This is a genomic window from Echinicola arenosa (genome assembly GCF_014841125.1).
GTDB classification, from domain to species: domain Bacteria; phylum Bacteroidota; class Bacteroidia; order Cytophagales; family Cyclobacteriaceae; genus Echinicola; species Echinicola arenosa.
This window is the reverse complement of record NZ_JACYTQ010000002.1, coordinates 997,643-1,018,037: the sequence shown is the minus strand read 5'-3', so window position 1 is coordinate 1,018,037 and position 20,395 is coordinate 997,643. Positions and strand designations below refer to the sequence as shown.

At 40.5% G+C, this 20,395-nt stretch carries 15 protein-coding genes and 1 pseudogene; 14 read left to right on the top strand and 2 right to left on the bottom strand.

Features of this window, described 5'->3' with window-relative positions:
- Positions 1-47: 47 nt before the first annotated feature.
- The 8 genes and pseudogenes from IFO69_RS09030 (at position 48) to IFO69_RS08995 (ending at position 9,213) form a co-directional block, all read left to right on the top strand.
- Positions 48-407, top strand: a complete 360-nt coding sequence (locus IFO69_RS09030; RefSeq protein ID WP_192009732.1) for a four helix bundle protein — start codon at positions 48-50, stop codon at positions 405-407.
- Positions 408-456: 49 nt separating this feature from the next.
- On the top strand, positions 457-1,632 hold the full coding sequence (locus tag IFO69_RS09025) for a thiolase family protein (protein WP_192009731.1): 1,176 nt from the start codon (positions 457-459) through the stop codon (positions 1,630-1,632).
- 77 nt (positions 1,633-1,709) lie between these two features.
- A pseudogene (locus tag IFO69_RS09020) lies at positions 1,710-2,063 on the top strand (four helix bundle protein).
- A gap of 43 nt (positions 2,064-2,106) precedes the next feature.
- Positions 2,107-3,909 carry an acyl-CoA dehydrogenase family protein gene (locus IFO69_RS09015; RefSeq protein ID WP_192009730.1) on the top strand — a complete coding sequence of 601 codons (1,803 nt, stop codon included), beginning with the start codon at positions 2,107-2,109 and terminating at the stop codon, positions 3,907-3,909.
- Between the two features lie 197 nt (positions 3,910-4,106).
- On the top strand, positions 4,107-5,267 hold the full coding sequence (locus IFO69_RS09010; protein ID WP_192009854.1) for an iron-containing alcohol dehydrogenase: 1,161 nt from the start codon (positions 4,107-4,109) through the stop codon (positions 5,265-5,267).
- Positions 5,268-5,422: 155 nt separating this feature from the next.
- The gene (locus tag IFO69_RS09005) at positions 5,423-6,409 is read left to right on the top strand and encodes a bestrophin family protein (RefSeq protein WP_192009729.1); all 987 of its coding nucleotides are present in this window, start codon (positions 5,423-5,425) and stop codon (positions 6,407-6,409) included.
- Between the two features lie 170 nt (positions 6,410-6,579).
- A complete protein-coding gene (gene eutB / locus IFO69_RS09000; RefSeq protein ID WP_192009728.1) occupies positions 6,580-8,895 on the top strand; it encodes an ethanolamine ammonia-lyase subunit EutB in 2,316 nt (771 codons plus the stop codon).
- A 54-nt stretch (positions 8,896-8,949) separates the two neighbouring features.
- Positions 8,950-9,213: a hypothetical protein gene (locus tag IFO69_RS08995; RefSeq protein WP_192009727.1), complete on the top strand. Its 264-nt coding sequence runs from the start codon at positions 8,950-8,952 to the stop codon at positions 9,211-9,213.
- Positions 9,214-9,268: 55 nt separating this feature from the next.
- Here IFO69_RS08995 and IFO69_RS08990 read toward each other — a convergent pair whose 3' ends face one another.
- Positions 9,269-10,930, bottom strand: a complete 1,662-nt coding sequence (locus tag IFO69_RS08990; protein ID WP_192009726.1) for a M1 family metallopeptidase — start codon at positions 10,928-10,930, stop codon at positions 9,269-9,271.
- A 162-nt stretch (positions 10,931-11,092) separates the two neighbouring features.
- On the opposite strand from IFO69_RS08990, the gene IFO69_RS08985 reads away from it, so the two are divergent.
- The 3 genes from IFO69_RS08985 (at position 11,093) to IFO69_RS08975 (ending at position 16,110) form a co-directional block, all read left to right on the top strand.
- Positions 11,093-11,572 carry a GyrI-like domain-containing protein gene (locus tag IFO69_RS08985; protein WP_192009725.1) on the top strand — a complete coding sequence of 160 codons (480 nt, stop codon included), beginning with the start codon at positions 11,093-11,095 and terminating at the stop codon, positions 11,570-11,572.
- A 109-nt stretch (positions 11,573-11,681) separates the two neighbouring features.
- A complete protein-coding gene (locus tag IFO69_RS08980) occupies positions 11,682-14,456 on the top strand; it encodes a M16 family metallopeptidase (protein ID WP_192009724.1) in 2,775 nt (924 codons plus the stop codon).
- A 229-nt stretch (positions 14,457-14,685) separates the two neighbouring features.
- Entirely contained in the window at positions 14,686-16,110 is a 1,425-nt protein-coding gene (locus IFO69_RS08975; protein WP_192009723.1) for a DUF5689 domain-containing protein, read from the top strand.
- 47 nt (positions 16,111-16,157) lie between these two features.
- On the opposite strand, the gene IFO69_RS08970 is transcribed toward IFO69_RS08975, so the two are convergent.
- The gene (locus tag IFO69_RS08970) at positions 16,158-17,594 is read right to left on the bottom strand and encodes a cellulase family glycosylhydrolase (protein ID WP_192009722.1); all 1,437 of its coding nucleotides are present in this window, start codon (positions 17,592-17,594) and stop codon (positions 16,158-16,160) included.
- Between the two features lie 122 nt (positions 17,595-17,716).
- Here IFO69_RS08970 and IFO69_RS08965 point away from each other — a divergent pair, with 122 nt between their 5' ends.
- From IFO69_RS08965 to IFO69_RS08955, 3 genes are all read left to right on the top strand, one after another.
- Positions 17,717-19,270, top strand: a complete 1,554-nt coding sequence (locus IFO69_RS08965; RefSeq protein ID WP_192009721.1) for an ArnT family glycosyltransferase — start codon at positions 17,717-17,719, stop codon at positions 19,268-19,270.
- On the top strand, positions 19,267-19,644 hold the full coding sequence (locus tag IFO69_RS08960) for a nuclear transport factor 2 family protein (protein ID WP_192009720.1): 378 nt from the start codon (positions 19,267-19,269) through the stop codon (positions 19,642-19,644). Before IFO69_RS08965 ends, IFO69_RS08960 begins: the two co-directional genes overlap by 4 nt.
- A gap of 386 nt (positions 19,645-20,030) precedes the next feature.
- A complete protein-coding gene (locus IFO69_RS08955; RefSeq protein ID WP_192009719.1) occupies positions 20,031-20,219 on the top strand; it encodes a hypothetical protein in 189 nt (62 codons plus the stop codon).
- Positions 20,220-20,395: the final 176 nt, after the last annotated feature.

Genomic DNA, 20,395 nt, shown 5'->3' with positions numbered 1-20,395 from the left:
AATAGAGAAAAAGACAAGACAATTTTTTAACCAAAACAATAGATGAAATGCACAATTTTAGAAATCTAAAAGTTTGGCAGAAGTCAGTAGATTTTGCAGCAATGATATACTTTTCAACGGATGAACTTCCGAATGAGGAGAAGTATGGATTAGTTTCTCAAATGAGAAGAGCAAGTGTTTCTATTCCTTCCAACATTGCGGAAGGCAGTGCAAAGTCATCTAAGAAAGTTTTTTGCAAATCATTGGAAACAAGTTTAGGTGAGAGTTACGAACTCGAAACTCAATTAGAAATAAGTAAAAGGGTAGGGCTTATATCTGAAGAGAAATCTTCTTCCCTTGAAAACAATCTTATAGAAATTCAAAGAATGATTAACGGACTGAAATCGAAGGTAGAATCTCAATCTTGATTCTTTCGTCTTTATTCTTTAAAACGAATAAAATTTAAAACAAAACGACATGGAAGCATACATAGTAAATGGATATAGGACAGCAGTGGGAAAAGCCAAAAAGGGTGGATTCCGCTTTTATCGGCCAGATGATATGGCCACGGATGTAATCAAACATTTATTAGCGGAAACACCTGGTTTGGAACCCAGCCGCGTGGATGATTTGATCGTGGGTAATGCCGTGCCTGAGGCAGAACAGGGCATGCAGATGGGAAGGATGATTTCCCTGATGGCCTTGGGAAAAGTGGTGCCGGGTTTTATCATTAATCGTTATTGCGGATCAGGCTTGGAAGCCATTGCTCTGGCCACGGCCAAAATTAAAGCAGGAATGGCCGATTGTATCATTGCTGGTGGAACAGAGTCCATGTCCATGGTACCCATGATGGGTTACAAAACCGCCCTTAACTGGAAAATTGCTACCGAGCACCCTGATTATTACCTCAGTATGGGCTTGACTGCCGAAGAGTTGGCCAAGGATTATGATATTTCAAGAGAAGATGCTGATCAATTTGCGGTTACCTCACACGAACGGGCGATCAGTGCCATCAAGGAAGGCAGGTTCAAAGATGAAATTGTGCCAATCCAAGTAGAAGAAACCTATGTGGATGAATCTGGAAAAAGAAAGAAAAAGACCTATACAGTGGATACGGATGAAGGTCCGCGGCCTGGAACAAATATGGAAGCTTTGTCCAAGCTAAAGCCAGCATTCAAACAAGGAGGTCAGGTCACAGCGGGTAATTCTTCCCAAACTTCTGATGGAGCTTCTTTTGCCTTGGTGATGTCTGAACGCATGGTGAAGGAACTGAATTTGGAGCCTGTGGCCAGATTGGCAAGCTATTCTGTGGCAGGTGTTGATCCAAGGATTATGGGCATAGGTCCAAAAGAAGCGGTACCCAAAGCCTTGAAGCAAGCAGGAATGAGCATGAATGATATCAGTCTGGTGGAATTGAATGAGGCATTTGCTGCTCAGGCCTTGGCAGTGATCCGCTCATTGGACATGGATCCGGACATAGTGAATGTCAACGGAGGAGCGGTTGCGCTGGGACACCCACTGGGTTGTACAGGTGCCAAGCTCACCGTGCAAATGATCAATGAACTCCGCAGAAGAAAACAAAAATATGGTTTAGTGACTGCCTGTGTAGGTGGCGGCCAAGGCGTAGCTGGAGTGGTTGAATTGTTAAAATAGATACTAGACTCGAGATGATTGACTTCAGATAAATTTTCAAACAGGATACCTTATTTTTTAACTAAAACAATTGTGTTATGCATAACTACAAAGAGTTTAAAGTATGGCAAAGATCAATGAAATTGACCGTAGAAATATACAGGATTTCAGCATTTTTTCCTTCTGAAGAAAAGTTTGGTTTAACATCTCAAATTAGAAGATGTGCAATTTCAGTCCCTTCCAATATATCAGAGGGAGAGGGTTGAAAAAGTGATAGGGAGTTTGCTCAATTTTTGGCTGTTTCTCACGGATCTATTTGTGAGTTGGAAACTCAACTAATTGTTGCAAAAGAACTCAAATTTATTGAAAGTAATGATTTTAATATTCTATCAGAAGAAGTCAATGAATTACAAAGGATGCTTTATACACTGATTCTAAAGTTTGAAAACTAATTGGTCTAGTGTCTAAAGTCTTATATCTAAAATCTAAAATACAATGGAAACAACAAAAAAAGACAGCATAAATGGTGGGGAGTTTCTCGTTAGGGACACAGCTGCCAAGGACATTTTTATTCCGGCAGAATTCTCGGAAGAGCAACGCATGATGGCACAGGCTTGTCAGGATTTTATTGATACGGAGATATTGCCGCACATAGAGGAAATTGACAGCATGAAAAATCCGGACTTGGTTCCTGGTATTTTGAAAAAGGCTGGTGAACTTGGACTGTTGGGCATTTCTGTGCCAGAAGCTTATCAAGGTTTGGGGATGAGTTTCAATACCTCCATGTTGATAGCGGATATTATTGGTGCTGCGGGATCATTTTCCACCACTTATGGTGCACATACTGGGATCGGGACTTTGCCCATTCTCTTTTACGGAACGGAAGAGCAAAAGCAAAAGTACTTGCCCAAACTGGCCACTGGCGAATGGGCTGCTTGTTATTGTCTGACGGAGCCAGATGCAGGTTCTGATGCGAATAGTGGCAAGACCAAAGCCACTTTGACTGCTGATGGTCAGCATTATCTGCTGAATGGACAAAAGATGTGGATTTCCAATGGAGGTTTTGCGGACTTGTTTATTGTTTTCGCCAAGATTGAGGATGATAAAAATCTGACTGCTTTTATCGTGGAAAAGGACTTTGGTGGGATCACCATGAATGAAGAAGAGAAGAAGATGGGTATCAAAGGTTCTTCAACGCGTCAGGTCTTCTTTAATGATTGTAAAGTGCCAGTGGAGAACATGCTATCTGACCGCCAAAACGGATTTAAGATCGCGGTGAATATCCTTAACATTGGCAGGGTAAAACTGGGAGCTGGTGTGTTGGGAGGTTGTAGACAAGTGATCAAAAATGCGCTGACCTATTCCTCAGAAAGAAAACAGTTTGGTGTGTCCATCAATACATTCGGGGCGATGAAGTCCAAATTGGCAGAAATGGCGATCAGGACCTACGTCAGTGAATCGTTGTGTTATCGATTGGGGCAAGACATAGAAGACCGTATCGACGCGCTGATAGGTGATGGCATGGAGGTGAACCAAGCCAAATTGAAAGGAGTGGAGCAGTTTGCCATGGAGTGTGCCATTGCGAAAATTCATGGTTCTGAAGTATTGGATTATGTGGTAGATGAAGGTGTTCAGGTATATGGAGGCATGGGCTATTCAGCAGATGCGCCGATGGAACGGGCTTATCGGGATGCGAGGATTTCCAGAATTTATGAAGGTACCAACGAAATCAATCGCATGTTGATGGTAGGGATGCTTTTGAAGCGGGCTATGAAAGGCGAAATCAATCTTTTTGAGCCTGCAAAAGCCGTAGGAGAGGAATTGACTTCTGTACCTTCTTTTGAGATGATTGATACAACCGAATTATTTACAGCGGAAAAAGATGCTTTGAGAAAGTTGAAAAAAGTATTCTTGATGATAGGGGGCAAAGCAGCGATGACTTTACAAGCCAAGATTGAAGAAGAGCAGGAGATCATGATGAACTTGGCTGATATCATGATTGAAATTTATGCAGTGGAATCGGCCTTACTAAGGACAGAAAAACGTGTGGGTATAAAGGGTGAAGCCGCTTGCAAACATCAAATTGCCATGGTGCAGGTGTATTTATCTGAAGCGGTGGACAGGGTTACTGCTGCAGGAAAAGAAGCCATAGCCTCTTTCACTTCCGGAGATGAACAAAAAGTCATGCTAATGGGCTTAAAACGGTTCACAAAGGTAGACCCTATCAATACCAAGGAACTAAGAAGAGAAATTGCCGATGATATGATCAGTAGGGGCAAGTATCCTTATTTTGAGTAGTAATTAAGAAGATGTAAGTATCAAGTAAAATTTCAACCCGCATCGAAAGTGCGGGTTGTTTTGCATCTCTATTTTGGAAAGCCAATCTGCTTTGAGGTATGCAAATTAATTGAACTATCTATCATGTCTTTTGTTCTAAAAGGACTATTATGATCATGTATCAAGATCAAGTTATCATATAATTGAAAGCAACAGAAATGCAGAATTTTGAATTTAAAAATCCAACGAAAGTCATTTTTGGAAAGGACCAAATCAACAAGCTGTCTGGTGAAATTCCAGAAGGAGCAAAGGTTTTAATGACCTATGGAGGAGGAAGTATCAAAAAGAATGGTATTTACCAAAGTGTCTTGGAGGCCTTGAAAGGTTTTGAGGTAGTTGAATTTGGAGGCATTCCTGCCAATCCAGAATATCATGGACTGTTGCCCGCATTGGAGCTGATCAAGAAAGAAAGAATCACTTTTATGCTGGCCGTAGGAGGAGGGTCAGTGATAGATGCGACCAAGTTTTTAAGCTCAGCTGCTTTGTATGATGGAAATGAGCCTTGGGATATTTTGGCTAGTAAAATTAGAACTGAAAAAGGTTTGCCATTTGGTACCGTATTGACCATTCCGGCAACAGGTTCGGAATCCAATTCCGGTTCGGTGATTTCCAATAAAGAAACCAAAGAAAAACTGAGTATGGGGGGCCCTGGTCTTTTCCCACAGTTTTCCATTCTTGATCCAAGTGTGATAAAGTCACTTCCGGAAAGACAAATTGCCAATGGTCTTACAGATGCTTTCACACATGTTTTGGAGCAGTACATGACCTATCCTGCAGGAGCGTATTTGCAGGACAGATTTGCAGAGGGAATCATGCAAACTTTGATAGAAGTGGCACCTAGAGTGATGAAAGATCCAAATGATTATGAAGCGGCTTCTAACTTTATGTGGTGCTGTACCATGGCCTTAAACGGATTGATTCAAAAAGGAGTACCTACTGATTGGGCCATCCATGCAATGGGGCATGAATTGACCGCCTTGTATGGCATTGACCATGCAAGGACTTTGGCCATCTTGGCATCTAGTCACTATAAGTATGGGTTTGAGCGGAAAAAAGAGAAATTAGCCCAATATGCGGAGCGGGTTTGGGGCATCACAGAAGGAACATTGGAAGAAAAAGCCAAGGTAGGTATCACCAAAACTGATGAATTCTTTCAGTCTTTAGGTATTGATACCAAACTCTCCGCATATGTTTCTGATTATGAAAATACAGCAAAAGAGATAGCTAGTCGGTTCTCGGAAAGAGGTTGGCTAGGTCTTGGTGAACATAAAGACCTGAATCCTGAGGATGTAGAGAAAATCGTGGAAATGGCTTATTAGATTCTTGAAGAAAATAAATAGATTTTTAAACAGTGCTTGCCTTCAATCGGGGCAAGCTTTTTTGTATCTAGATATCAAAGCTTAAATGACTGAAAATTTAGGATTTATGGTTATTATTATTGAGGTAAATGAGCTAACGATAAAATTAAAATGCGATGTATATAAAAAGGAACTATAGCTTTTGGATGACCTTCAACTGGTCCAAAAAGCCATTTATCTTAGGATTTATCTATTCGATGGTCATTTACGTACTTTTTTATTTTCTGCAAGTGGATATTGCCATTCCTTGGCAGCCTATCAGCATTATTGGTATAGCCGTGGCTTTTTATTTAGGTTTTAAAAACAACAGTTCTTATGATAGAACTTGGGAAGCAAGAAAAATCTGGGGCAGCATCGTCAATAATAGTAGGACTTTTGGTGCAGCGGCTGTTGCTTTTGTGCAAGGAGAAGGTGATGAAAAAATAAAAAAAGAATTAATCTATCGACATATTGCTTGGTTGGTTGCTTTGAGACATCAGCTTCGCCTGAGCAAAGAATGGGAGCATCAACGGCAGCGGTTGAATGAACTTTATGCTCCCACAGTTTGTGAAGATTATACGGATAAGCTGGAATCAGAGCTCTCCAAATATATTTCAAAAGCGGAAATGGACAGGGTGCAAGGAAAAACCAATACAGCCACCCAGATAATGCTTATTCAGGCAGAAAGACTTCAGCAGTTAAAAGATTTAAATTATTTTGAAGATTTTAGACACATGGAGTTCCACCATTTGTTGAGAAGCTTTTATGAAGATCAGGGAAAGTCTGAAAGGATCAAAAATTTCCCATTTCCCCGACAATATGCTTCTACTGCGGTTTGGCTCACATTTGTTTTTTGCGCCTTTGTACCTTTTGGATTGCTCAATGTCTTCAATCAGAGTGAATCTTGGATTTATTGGGCTGGACCTTTTATCTCAGGGTTATTGATTTGGGTTTTCTTCTTGATGGAAAAAATAGGGGATTACTCTGAAAATCCTTTTGAAGGAACCTATAATGATGTACCGATTACTTCTATTTCCCGCGGAATAGAAATTGACCTTAGAGAGATGATTGATGACATTGATATTCCATCAGCCATAAAGGATGAAAACGGATTTTTATTGTAAGTTTAATTTTTAACCTGTTTTGCATCAATTGCCGCAAATATCAGTTTTTATACTTTTATTCTATGCTCTGATATCTAATATGTTTATATTAAGTATCCAAAAGGGATATATAAATTCCCTTTGCCCGAAATTCCTGGATTTGCCATACACAATAAACAAGTATAGCTGGTATGACTAGAAAAGAGTTTTTGAAAAGATCGGGAATGTTAAGTTCATCCATTTTGATTTTTGGAGGCATGGATGCTTTTGCTTCGGACAATACTAAAATTTCACCCCTTTCTGTAAAGGTTTCACCCCCCAAAAGTGAAGAGGACCTTTTGGGCTATATCATTCGAAAAAAAGGAAATTTTGACCTTGATCTTTATCTAAAACTGATCGGAGCTGCCAATGAGTTCAAAGAAGGTGATCTTACTTTGGGCATTGCGGCCAAAGATGAGGACAGTAGAAAACATGCCCGACAGCTCTTGGCCAATACACGACTTCAGGATATCAATGCCCATAGTATCTACCAAGATGAACTTTACAATTTGATTTTGGAAACTACTGAAGAGGGTCAAAAGCAATCCTTGGAGGATTGGACATTGGGTGATCTGAAGGAATTTTTACTTACGGCCAATGAAGAGGATATTAAAGCCATCATGACAGGGTTGACCAGTGATGTTATTGGCTGTGTGGTGAAATTGATGAATAATGAAGAACTGATACAGGCAAGCCAGAAAATTTTCAATCCCCTTCCAAATAGCAAGATTGGGAGTAAAGGTTATATGAGTGCCCGTGTTCAACCCAATTCTCCAACCGATAATCCTGAAGATATTATTTGGCAGGTTTTTGATGCTTGGTCCTATGGTGTGGGAGATTTGGTGCTGGGGACAAACCCTGTTTCCAGTGAGGTAGATTCTGTAGCCAAGATCGAAAAGGCTTTATTTGATATATTGGTCACTTTTGGTTTGGAGCATACCATGTCCAATTGCGTGCTTTCTCATATCGATGTACAAGCCGAAGTGGAAGAACAACAACCCGGCACCACCGGCATTTGGTTTCAAAGTCTGGCGGGGACGGATGATGCCAACCGCACTTTTGATGTGACCATCGATAAGATGCTGGAGCATATGTCCAAGAGAGATGGCCGATATGGGCTGTATGCAGAAACGGGACAAGGGGCAGATTTTACCAATGGTCATGGGAAAGGCTTCGATATGGTGCTCCATGAATCCAGAAAATACGGTTTTGTAAGGGCATTAAAAGAAAAATTGGGTGAAGGAAAAACAGCTGAGCAGCAGCCTTGGGTACATGTGAATGATGTGGCAGGGTTTATCGGTCCGGAAGTTTTTAAATCGAAGGAACAACTGGTACGCTGTTGTTTGGAGGATACATTGATGGGGAAACTGCATGGGCTGTGCATTGGTTTGGATGTGTGTTCCACTTTGCATATGGATGTGGATCTAGAAGATCTAGAATGGTGTATTGATGAGATTATGCCGGCCAATCCTGCCTATTTGATGGCTTTGCCTACAAAAAATGATCCCATGCTTAGCTATTTAACCACTTCATTTAGTGATCATGTTCGGGTCAGGGAGAAGTTTGGCTATAAGGTAAATGATGCGATGTGGGATTTCTTTAAACGCATTGGCGTGATTGGTTCCGATAATCAACCCACAGTACATTTTGGGGATCCCGTTTGGGTATATTATCAGTATTGTTTGGCCAAAGGAGATTTGAGAAGTCGTGAAGAGATCTTTGCGGATGGAAAAAGGACGATTGTAGCCATACGCGAAAGGGGAGTTCCCATTGCCGAAGGTTATGGAGAAAATATTTGGGAGTTAGAGCCACAACTGGCCAATCAAGTCGTCAGTTTATATGAAGATGCCAAAGTCAGTTTGTGGACCGAGATGCCAGACAGCTTTGTAAAGGGAATTCCTGCTGCCATACCAATTATCACCCTTTCCAAAGACCGAAAGGATTATGTATATCATCCTGAGTCCGGCGAAGAATTAAGTAAGAAGGCTTTATCGCAGCTGGGCGCTTTGAAATCTTCATGGGATAAAAATGTACCCAATGTGCAGATTGTTATTTCTGATGGGCTCAATGCAAGAGCCTTAATGGATCAGGGACATCTGGATGCTTTTTTGAAACAACTCAAGCAAGACTTAACCGCTAATGGTTATCAGGTTGCAGATCAAAATATCGTGATCCGCCATGGTCGGGTGCGGGCAGGATATGCCTGTGGTGAAGTGCTATTTGGTGAGCAAGATGATACCTGCAAGAGTATTTTGCACATTATCGGGGAAAGACCTGGTTCAGGGCATCATAATTTTTCCGTTTACCTCACCGCTGCCAAATCCACCACTTGGGCAAAAAAAGGTGAAGTAGACCACAATATTTCGAGGGTTGTTTCCGGAATATCCGATACAGCGCTGAAGCCTAATCTTGCCTCCAAAGAAACAGTTAATATTCTTGGACAGCTTTTCCAGAAATGGGCTTCTTAAAAGGTTAATGCAGATTTTTTAGTATCTTAATCCAAGCAATCAAATTACTATTTTATGACAGGTGGAGCAGGATTTTCCAGATCAGGTCAGGCATCTTTCCAAAATAACAGGGACCTAAGAACTCAGCGTAAAACTATGAGTGAAAACCCCTATGCTGGTGGATTCAATGGAAATAAAGATGAGGCAGCAAAGAATTTCAAAGAGCTCAGACAATGGAGAAAAGCTCAGGAAAATCAGGAATTGAGAAAAGTGAAGCTAGTTGTAGGGGGATTGCTGGCTATGGCGTTGGTGACCTACCTTTTGACTTTGATATTCTAAATAACAGCCGGTATAGATTACACCGACTGTTTTTGCTTGAGATCATTTGAATTTATTACTCACCCATGACATTCATCTTGGCCACATAGAAGTTTTTATCCACAATTATTTTTGCTTCAGCAGTTTCTAGTTTGACTGTTTGCCACTGGGTGCTTGGTTTCAACCATTTTTCTTGGCCATTGACCCATATCTTTAGGGACATATTAAAAGTGTTGACAGTATTTTCCCATCGATAAGCCAGCGCACCATTTTTTACGGTATAACTAAATATCGGAATTCTAGTATCTCTAAGATACTGGTCAAACACAGGAGATAAATCAATTCCTGCCTGGGTACTGATATAGTTTTCAACTTGCTTGGTCGTGACTGTTTGGTGATAAAATTCCTTGTTCAGCCCTCTAAGGATTCCACGCCATTTTTCATCATCATTGATAATCTGACGAATGGTGTGGAGCAAATTGGCTCCTTTATAATACATGTCACCTGAGCCTTCGTAATTAACATCATAAGTGCCTATGACTGGTCGATCATTGTTGATGGCCATTCTTGTTCCCATTACGTATTCACTGGAAGCTTCTTTGCCATAAAAATAGTCCAAGAAAAGATTTTCTGAATAAGCTGTAAATCCTTCGTGCACCCACATATCGGCCACATCCTTGTTCGTGATGTTATTGGCAAACCACTCGTGACCTGATTCGTGGATGATGATAAAATCAAACTTCAGTCCCCAACCTGTACCGCTCAAGTCACGGCCAAGGTAGCCATTCCCATATTTGTTGCCATAAGTGACAGAGCTTTGGTGTTCCATGCCCAAGTAAGGAACTTCCACCAATTTATAACCATCTTCATAAAAGGGATAAGGCCCAAACCAATGCTCAAATGCTTCCATCATTCTTACCGCATCCTTGAACTGCTCTTTGGCTTTTTCCAGATTTTCACGTAGAACATAGTAGTCCATGTCCAATTCACCTTTTTCTCCTTGGTACTTTTCCGAGAAATGCACATAATCACCAATATTGATATTAATCCCGTAATTATTGATAGGGTTTTTAACTTCCCAAGTATAGGTTTTGGTTTTTGCTTTTCGGTTTCGCTCTGTTTTGATCAGTCGACCATTGGAAACATCCATTAAGTTCTCGGGTACTTCTACTTTGATGATGGCGCCCTCATCCGGTTCATCGGAAGGATGGTCCTTATTGGGCCACCAGACACTGGAGCCGATACCTTGGTTGGCGTTGGCAATGAAGGGAAGGCCGTTACTGTCCTTGGTCCAAGTCAGTCCACCATCCCAAGGAGGTCGCTGTGCCACAATAGGCTTTCCGGAAAAATAAATCGTGATTTCATAAGATTCACCAATGTTTTGATCAGCTTTTATAGTGACAAAGTGGGCATTGCCATCATGTTCAATTTTTAGTTCTTCACCATTCTGAACAGCCTTTTCCAATTTCATGGGAGCTTGCAGATCAACTTGAAAACGGTTGGCTTGCTGAGTGACTTTATAGGTGATGGTATTGGTACCGGAGATAAATTGTTGCTCAGGTACTACTTTGATATCGAGGGAATAATGTTGCAAATCCCACCAGGCCCGCTCAGGCGTGATGCTTCCGCGGAGGGTATCCTGTCTGGTAAATCCTTCTCCATGAGGAAAAAGTTGGGCATAGGCAGAAACATTACAAAGTAACAAAACTGCCAATGGCAGCATTTTCATCAATTTCATAATTATTAAAATTGGGGTTTTATTCTTTTTCAATTTACAAGTTAAGTCATCTAGCTGAAAAGACTCAAGTGATTTTTATAAATGGAAAAATGGATATCTGATTTAGGTTTTGTGATTGTTCGAAATCTTTTAGTTTTAATAAGAATTTCACTGTTTTAAACCATGCATGCACCAAGAATCATAAACATTTCCAAAAGTCATTTTATTGGAATGCGTGTGGAAATGAGTTTTTCCAATAATCAGACGGCAAAGCTTTGGAAATCCTTTATGCCAAGAAAAATGGAAATCGAAGGAGTTCTTGATGAAGCCCTTTACTCTTTGGAGGTTTTCCCCAATGGATTTTTCGAGGCCTTTGACCCAATAGTCCATTATGAGAAATGGGCAGCTGTTAAGGTAAATGCTGAAGCAAAAGCCTCCGATGGAATGGAATACTTGGCGGTACCTGAAGGAAACTATGCGATTTTTATCCATCGTGGCCCAGCCAGTGAAGCCCCAAAGACCTATCAATATATCTTCCAGAAATGGCTACCAAACTCTGGATACCAAATCGATGATCGTCCCCATTTTGCAGTGATGGGAGAAAAATATAAAAATGACGATCCTGAGTCTGAAGAAGAAATTTGGATTCCCATTAAAAAGTAATATTCACGTATTAACTAGTAATATTTTTTCTGTAAAAATCTGATTTCAAGCGTCTTATTCTTTATATTAGGTTTACCTATGCCATTGATAACCATAACCTTTTCTAAAGATGAGAAAATCAATTTTACCCCTATTACTTTTCATGGGCTTGATTATTACTTCCTCGGCCCAGACCTTTAAAGCAGAAGATATTGACATCGAATATGAACGGTATGTTTTGCCGAATGGACTCAAACTTTTGGTTTATGAAGACCACAAAGCACCCATTGTGGCAGTGAATGTCTGGTACCATGTGGGCTCCAAAAATGAAAAGCCTGGCAAGAGCGGTTTTGCCCACCTTTTTGAGCATTTGATGTTCAATGGTTCTGAGAACTTTGATGACGACTATTTCCAGGCCATTGAGCGGATTGGCGGTACAGATGTGAATGGCACTACCAATACGGACCGGACCAATTACTTTCAAAATGTCCCAGTTGCCGCTTTGGATCAGGTGCTTTTTCTAGAGTCTGACCGAATGGGACACTTATTGGGTGTGATTGACCAAGAAGTGTTGGATGAACAAAGAGGGGTGGTGCAAAATGAAAAAAGACAAGGGGAAAATCAACCATACGGGCAGCAGTGGAACTATCTGACCAAAGCCATGTATCCAAAGGGCCACCCTTATTCATGGACGGTGATTGGTGAAATGGAGGATTTGAATGCGGCATCGGTAGAGGATGTGCATGAGTGGTTTAAGGCTTATTATGGTGCGGCCAATGCCGTGATTGCCATTGCTGGGGATGTCGAACCAGATGATATTTATCAAAGGGTATTGAAGTATTTTGGAGATATTCCAGCAGGACAAACAGTAGAGCGTCAGGAAGTGAATATTCCAGTTCATCCAAGAGATTCCTACCAAGTTTATGAGGACAGGGTTCCCGAAAGCCGTGTACTTTTTGTTTGGAACACCCCGCAGTTTGGAGATCGTGAAGACATCCATTTCGATTTGATTGCTGCTGTTCTGAGCAGTGGAAAAAGCAGTCGACTTTACAAAAGGTTGGTATATGATGATCAAACGGCTAGTCAGGTGCAAGCTTTTCAGGCATCTTCTGAAATAGCCAGCCGCTTTGTAGCTTATGCCAATGTCAGACCAGGAAAGGATGTACAGGAAGTTCGCAAAGTGATGTTGGAAGAAATCAATCGATTGGTGGAGGAAGGGCCTACCGAAGAAGAACTGAAACGGGTGAAGGCCGCTTATTTCGCCGATTTTATCAAAGGTTTGGAAAGGATAGGAGGCTTTGGTGGTGTGTCTGACGTGCTGGCTTCCAATGAAACTTATTTTGGAGATGCTTCCTACTACAAAACTGTTTTGCAATATGTAGAAGAGGCAACAGTGGAAGATGTACAGGCCACCGCTCAAAAGTGGCTAACCCAAGGAAAACATGTTTTGGTCTGTAATCCATTTCCGGATTATACGGTCAGTGAAGGATCTGTTGATCGCTCATCTTTGCCGCCTTTGGGAGAACCTAAGAGTTCCAAATTCCCTGATTTGGAAAAGGCGGAATTGTCCAATGGCATGAAGATTATTTTGGCCAAGCGAGAAGGAGTGCCTACTGTGGCCATGAACTTGATGTTTGATGCAGGATATAAAGCAGATTATCTCGCTAAAGCTGGAACAGCGGCCTTAGCCATGAACTTGCTGGATGAAGGAACCACCAATATGAACACGCTTGAGATCAGCGAAAAGCTACAAATGTTGGGGGCTAGTTTGGGAACCGGCTCTGATACGGATATCTCCAGTGTCAGTATGACCACTTTAAAGCCTGCATTGGATGAAAGCTTAAGCCTCTTTTCGGATGTAGTATTACATCCTGCTTTTTCTGAGAATGAGTTTGAAAGATTGAAGCAAGAACAGTTGAATAATATCATGCGTGAGAAATCACAACCTGTTCCGATGGCCTTAAGGGTCATGAATAAGTTTCTTTATGGAGAAAACCACCCCTACAGCAACCCTTATACAGGAACAGGGTACGAAAATACCGTATCTGAATTGACCAGAGATGATATGGTGAATTTCTATGATACATGGATTAGGCCGAATAATGCGACTTTGGTAATCACTGGTGATGTGGAAATGAGTGAGTTGAAGGCCAAATTGGAAAGTGCTTTTAAAGATTGGAAAAAAGGGGATATTCCTAATATTGCTTTCAATAAGCCAAAGACAGATACCAAAAACACCTTGTATTTGATGGACAGACCAGAATCCCAACAATCTGTGATCATTGCGGGTAACCTTATCGATAAATATGGCGATATTTCAGAAATCGCCCGAGAACAGATGATCAACATTTTAGGCGGTGAATTTACCTCCAGAATCAATATGAATTTGAGAGAAGACAAGCATTGGGCTTATGGAGCCTTTGGTCTGGTTTTGAATGCAGAACATGAGCGACCGTTCCTGGTTTATGCTCCAGTTCAAACAGATAAATCAGCAGAGTCTATCCAAGAATTGCAAAAGGAACTTTCGGAGTTTGTAACATCCCGACCGGCCACTGAGGAGGAGTTGGAAAAAGTCAAAAACAATCAAGTGTTGGGCTTGCCTGGCCAGTGGGAAACCAATTCATCTGTAAACAGCTCGTTGTATAATATGGTGAAATACAATTTGCCTGATGATTACTATCAAAAATATGATGCCAATGTGCGTAATTTGGATTTGTCTGATGTGAAAAAGGTAAGTGAAGAGGTGGTCAAACCTGAAAATGTAAACTGGTTTGTGGTGGGTGATAAGGCTAAGATCATTGATAAATTAGACAGCTTGGGCTTTGATCAAATCATAGAAATAGATACTGATGGTAACCCTATCAAAAAGGAATTGCCTAAGATTAAAAAAGAAGGTGAAAATTGATAAACCCTTAATGTCTCCATAACTTTTATCAAGCGTCTGAATTCCCTCAAGAATCAGGCGCTTTTTCTATTATCAAACAGTAGGAAAATGGACATATTCAAATCTCATCATGTCCATTTATGAACATTGAAAAGTAGTCTTCAGGCCAAAGCAAGCTAATTTTGGGGTTTCCGAGATTTGGCATTTGTTTTAGATAGGTGCTGGTAAAACAACACTAATTAACAAATGTATGAAAACCAAAATATTCTTATTGCCCATTGTTGCTCTGGGACTGGGATGTGCTGACACAGACGATCAACCTTATGAAGTAATCACCAAAAATGAATTGAATTTTTCTGCTACATCAAAAACGATGATGAGTTATGATGATCCAGCGGAAGTGCTGGTTTCGTTTAATTCTCCACTAACTGAGGATGCTTCTTTTAACATTAAACTTACAGGGGAGGCCATATACGCCCAGCACTTTACCACTTATCCAGAGGCTGTTGATGGCATTATCAACATAAAGGTACAAAAGGGAAGATCGTCCTCCTCCTTTTTAGTATTGCCATTGGAAAAACCAGGAGATAGTGGTTCAAAGTCAGTTTATTTTTCTTTAGATGAGTTGTCTGAAAAACTGGTAGCTGGGAAGAAGAACAAGTTCGCTTTGAAAATTCTACAAATGGATCCATCTTCTGAAAACGAGTTGGCGATTGTATCCTTTGAAAGTAACACATTGGAAATGAAGGAGAATTTTGCAGCAGGTATGGAAGTAGTGCTGCCCATAGTGGGTGAGGTCATCCAAAGTGGTAAAGTAACCTTACAATTGAACAGTTCGCCTGGAATGGTGTATGGCAAAGATTTTTATACCTATCCTGCATTTATCCAAAATGAAATGATGCTTGATATTTACCCAGGTTCGGAGCGTCTACAGTTTCAGGTTTATCCCATTAATGACCGGGTTCTAGAAGGCGGATTTACTGTATATTTTGAGTTGGTCTCCACCACAGATGGAGTAATATTAGGGGAAGAAAAGCAATTAGAAGTGCTCATTGAGGAGGATGACCTCATTGATCCCTCAATGATCCACAGCATTGCTGATCTTAGGGCTGAATTTGATGGACATGAAGGAGAGTGGCATATATCTGAAGATTATTATGTGGAAGGAGTGGTGACTTCCAGTGAAAATGTCACTAATGAGAAAACCATTTACATCCAAGATCAAACAGGTGGAATCATGTTGGTGTTTCATTTGGAAAAGCTTTTGAAGCAAGGAGATAAGGTTCAACTAAACCTAAAAGATGCTAGCGGAAAAATCATTGATGGTCAGAAGGCCATTCATGGCGTGATTGATCGATTGGGTATTCAGTTGGGCGAAATGGTTGATGTTCCTGCGGAAACGATCAGTTTGGAACAATTAGGATCAGGCCACTACCAAGGAAAGAAAGTGAGGATAGAGGATGTTCGCTTCAAAACAGCCAATGGTGTCATAACTTGGAATGGGGCCAAGCAGATAGAAAGTATAAAGGCTGGAACAGGAGGTACTGTGTTTACCCATGAGCGGGCAGAGTTTGCGCTACAGATTCTTCCAAGTGTCAAGGTAACTTTGGTGGGCATTGTAGGGCCATGGAATAGGCTTCAAATCCAAAATTATTCCTTGGATGTAATCAAATAACCTCAGGTTTTCCATGGGCTGTGTATTGCTAAATATGCAGCCTGTGGTCATTTTTTGGCCAACATGATGTTTTGGACCAGTTCCTCATAAATTGTTTCTCCGGTTGCTCTATTGAAGAGACCGAAGCCATGGTTTCCTGTAAAGCCATTGTCCCAATAAAAAGGAACCAAGCCATGGTTGACCATAGATTGTGTCAGGTACTGGATATAGTCTTCTCTGTATTTTTCATGGTCTTTGAAGTCCATTTTAGTAATTGCTCCATATTCTCCAAGAATGACCGGAATACCCTGATCAATAAACTTGGTTTTCATTTTTAAGAATTGACTATCGGCATGAGCTTCATTGCCCCAACTGGCAGTTAGAGAGGGATCCGTAGCATTTGGTCCCCACTGGCTGATCATGCTGTTTTCATCTAAGGCAAATTCATAGGGATCATAATAATGTACTTCTACCATCAATCGATCAGTTGTATTGTCTTCAGGTATTTCTAAAAAATTGACCGTATGGTCAATATTGGTATTGTATCCTTGAACGACCAGGTTACGGTAGGTATTTCTACCTCCAGTAGACCGAACCGCATCCACAAAAGTTTGGTTAAATCCATTTTGGACCATATAGTTTTCAGGACTAGGCGTGCCATATTCTCCTTCCACCAGTACTTCATTGCTGCCAGCAAACAGAAGGTGGTCATCATAATTCCTGAAATGCAAGGCAATTTGAATCCACATGGCAGAAAGCCTTTCGTTTACTTGATCCTGCTGGGCATAGGTGGGCTGCATCCAACCTCCATCCCAATGGATATTGATGATGGCGTAAAGTTCATTATCCAATACATAATTGACCACTTCTTCGACCCGGTTCATCCATGTTTCATCAATGGTATAGTTTGCTTCATCAGAAAATTTACTCCAAGCGACAGGTATTCGCACCGCCTCAAAACCAGCAGCTTTGACCGCATCTATCAAGCTTTTGGTGACCAATGGGTTTCCCCAGGCAGTTTCTCCGCCGATGGCCTCCAAGGAATTGCCCAAATTCCAGCCTAAGCCCATTTCCTGCGCTAGTTCCAAACTACTGATGTCGCGCATTTGACTGGCGTCTGCGGGAATATAATTATCAGGAAATTTAGGTTCATAAGCTGCTTGGTAAATGGAGACGCTTTTGGTGATACTTCCAGCCTTGATCTCCAAAGTGGTGGATCGTGGGGAGGTTTCAGCATTATTGGTGGATGTAAATGTGAGCATGGCATTTCCATCTCCGCTGCTCGGTTGAAGAGAGAGCCAATTGACGGTAGTTTGGGCTTCCCAAGGTGAATTCGAAGTAAGTGCAATTTCTTTGGAACCTCCATCTGCATCATAATCAAGTTGGGAAGAGGACAATGTCAGTTCAACAGGCTTTTGGTCAGCTTGATCCGAGCAAGCAGATAATGTTCCAAATAAGAGCAAAGCCAACAGAAAATGGCTTATAGAATGATGAGGCTTTTTCATGATTTTGGGCAAATTGAATGGTTAAATTTATTTATTATCAAGCGCTTATAACTGGAGCATATGTTTTAGATTGGGGGTTGATTTGTAATGCATTGCCAAATAGAAGGCTTTTCTAACCTTATATGACAAAAACAACTTTCCTTTCCAACAGGAAAAACCTGATCTACCTTATCGCGTCTTTTGCACTGCTAAAGCTATTGGTGCACTTTATGACCTATGATCATTATGAGTTGCATCGAGATGCTTATCTGTATTATGCACAGAGTGAGCATTTAGACTGGGGATTTATTGCCGTTCCTCCCCTAGTGGGAGCAATAGGAAAATTGGCCACTACAATCTTTGGTCACACTACTTTTGCTTTGCGGTTCTTTCCAGCGTTGATTGGTGCTTTGAATGTTTTTTTGGTTGGCTTGATGGTAGTAGAGCTGAGAGGTAAATGGAAAGCCGTGAGCTTGGCTTGTCTGGCCTATCTGCTTTCTCCAGCTTATTTGCATACCAACTCCCTGTTTCAACCAGTGAGTTTTAATCACTTTTTTTGGCTTTGGTCAGCTTATTTTGTTTTGAGGTTGATTCATCGAAATGATCCAAAATACTGGTTTTGGTTGGCAATGACCTTTGGTTTGGGTTTTTTGAATAAATATTCCATCGTATTTTTCTTTGCAGGCTTTCTGCTAGCCTTGGCCTTCAGCAAACATCGTCAGCTTTACCTGAACAAGTACTTTCTCTGGGCTTGCTTGCTGGCCATTGCTATTATTTTGCCTAATTTGATTTGGCAATATCAACACACCTGGCCCGTGATGATGCATATGAAAGCATTGAGGGAGACCCAGCTGGTCAATGTGAGGATTTCTGATTTTTTGATTGCCCAATTGATAATGAATGCACAAGCATTGCTGCTTTGGCTGATGGCTTTAATACTGTTACTTTTTCACCCTAAAGAAAGAACTTTCCAAGTGTTTGGTTTGACATTTCTAATTGTAGTGTTCTTGCAAATTGCTGGAAGCGGAAAGGCTTACTACACGCTGGGCGCTTATCCGATGCTTTTTGCTTTTGGGGCTTACCATGTAGAAAAATATACTGGAAAATGGGCAATACCTACTACCGTGTTTTTGCTTGTCTTAATGTTTGCTGGACTTTATTTATCGATTCCCTATGATGGTATTCCATTAGTGCGTGCTGAAAATATCGCGGGCAAATCATCTCATCGCTGGGAAGATGGCAATTACCATAAAATTCCACAGGATATGGCCGATATGACAGGATGGAAGGAATTGGGAGAAGCTGTAGCAAGTGTCTATAAAGATTTGGGGCCGGAGAATAAGGATAATGTAGATATATTTTGCAATAATTATGGTCAAGCTGGTGCAGTGATGTTCTATGGAAAAAGTGTTAATGTTCCCCAGCCCATTTCTACCAATGGAAGTTTTGTGTTTTGGTCACCGGATAGTTTGTCCAAGGAATACTTTATCTTGGTGGATCATGATCCGGGTGATGAAGACGGTAGCAATGAAATGTTACCTGTATTTTTTAAAAAGGTAGAGTTGGTGAAGACCATTGACAATCCTTATTTCCGGGAAAATGGCACCAATATTTATCTTTGCCAGCATCCTACAGTAGTGGTAAAGGAACATTATAAAAAACTTATGGGAGTAGAAAAGGGAAAGTATAAAAGATGAGTCAGAAACAAAAAAAACAAATAGCCCAGGAATTTTTAACCTTATGTGCCAAAGGTGATTCAAGAAAGGCCTTTGATCAATATGCTTCAAAGAACTTTATCCATCATAATGCCTATTTCAAAGGAGATGCTGAAACGTTGATGGTGGCCATGGAGGAAAATGCACAGCAGATGCCCCATAAGATTTTCGAGATCAAAAGAGTTTTGGAAGATGGTGAATTGGTGGCTGTCCATTCACACTTTCGTCAGGATTCTAAAGATTTGGGTGCAGCCGTAATGCATATTTTCAGATTTGAAGGTGAAAAAATCCTAGAACTATGGGATTTTTCCCAACCTGTTCCAAAGGATATGCCTAATGAAAATGGCATGTTTTGAGTGAGTGGAAACGAAACAAGGAATAAGGATTTTAAACAATTTTATTAAAAAATATAATTTTGGCGTACTTGCTTAATAAGGTCATTTTGAGACAAAAATAGAATCAAGTATACTTTGAAACCAAAGCGGAATATAGTTGTCTATTTAGATAAAATTAATTTTTTATTAAGTTTAAAATATTAATAAGTATAAATATTATTGGTAAAGTAATATAAATATTGAAGTAAATGGAAGTAGATTTGGTATGTGTAATATTTTGTTTTATTTTCAATTTACAGAATATTAGACTGTTTTAAGTATAAATTATATTTTAATATTTTATAAGTACAGAAGTATAAGTTGCTGAATACTTCAAGGTTTATCTGAAAAATGTTATATTTGCACTTATGGATAGAGAAGAAATTAATTCCGAGATTCACAAAATCGTTGATAAAATACCTGACGAGATTTTTGAAGGGCTAGATGATGTGGTTAATAGCCAGAAGAAAAACAAAACAAAGCTTTTGCGCTTTACACATCGGCTTAATAAGATTTTAAGAGAAGATAAAAAGATCTTTAACAAGTTGAGCAAGTAGCACATCAAAGGTGGTGATTCATGGCATAGCTACTATAAAGTTTTTTGAGTATGCTGGGTACTGCGCTAATTTTTATAGTCGAATTTTTCGAAACTTTTTAGGTAGCGTTAAGAAGCATCTTTTTGGGTAAAACCAAATTAGCGATTATTGGTACAGGATTGACCAAATCCCCAAAT

Bases quoted from the DNA above. Each gene is read 5' to 3' on its own strand.
- IFO69_RS09005 (WP_192009729.1), top strand. From the start codon at position 5,423: ATGTATATAAAAAGGAACTATAGCTTTTGGATGACCTTCAACTGGTCC.
- IFO69_RS08985 (WP_192009725.1), top strand. From the start codon at position 11,093: ATGCATGCACCAAGAATCATAAACATTTCCAAAAGTCATTTTATTGGA.
- IFO69_RS08965 (WP_192009721.1), top strand. From the start codon at position 17,717: ATGACAAAAACAACTTTCCTTTCCAACAGGAAAAACCTGATCTACCTT.
- IFO69_RS08970 (WP_192009722.1), bottom strand. From the start codon at position 17,594: ATGAAAAAGCCTCATCATTCTATAAGCCATTTTCTGTTGGCTTTGCTC.
- IFO69_RS08960 (WP_192009720.1), top strand. From the start codon at position 19,267: ATGAGTCAGAAACAAAAAAAACAAATAGCCCAGGAATTTTTAACCTTA.
- eutB (WP_192009728.1), top strand. From the start codon at position 6,580: ATGACTAGAAAAGAGTTTTTGAAAAGATCGGGAATGTTAAGTTCATCC.
- IFO69_RS08980 (WP_192009724.1), top strand. From the start codon at position 11,682: ATGAGAAAATCAATTTTACCCCTATTACTTTTCATGGGCTTGATTATT.
- IFO69_RS09010 (WP_192009854.1), top strand. From the start codon at position 4,107: ATGCAGAATTTTGAATTTAAAAATCCAACGAAAGTCATTTTTGGAAAG.
- IFO69_RS08975 (WP_192009723.1), top strand. From the start codon at position 14,686: ATGAAAACCAAAATATTCTTATTGCCCATTGTTGCTCTGGGACTGGGA.
- IFO69_RS08995 (WP_192009727.1), top strand. From the start codon at position 8,950: ATGACAGGTGGAGCAGGATTTTCCAGATCAGGTCAGGCATCTTTCCAA.
- IFO69_RS08990 (WP_192009726.1), bottom strand. From the start codon at position 10,930: ATGAAATTGATGAAAATGCTGCCATTGGCAGTTTTGTTACTTTGTAAT.
- IFO69_RS09015 (WP_192009730.1), top strand. From the start codon at position 2,107: ATGGAAACAACAAAAAAAGACAGCATAAATGGTGGGGAGTTTCTCGTT.
- IFO69_RS09025 (WP_192009731.1), top strand. From the start codon at position 457: ATGGAAGCATACATAGTAAATGGATATAGGACAGCAGTGGGAAAAGCC.
- IFO69_RS09030 (WP_192009732.1), top strand. From the start codon at position 48: ATGCACAATTTTAGAAATCTAAAAGTTTGGCAGAAGTCAGTAGATTTT.
- IFO69_RS08955 (WP_192009719.1), top strand. From the start codon at position 20,031: ATGGATAGAGAAGAAATTAATTCCGAGATTCACAAAATCGTTGATAAA.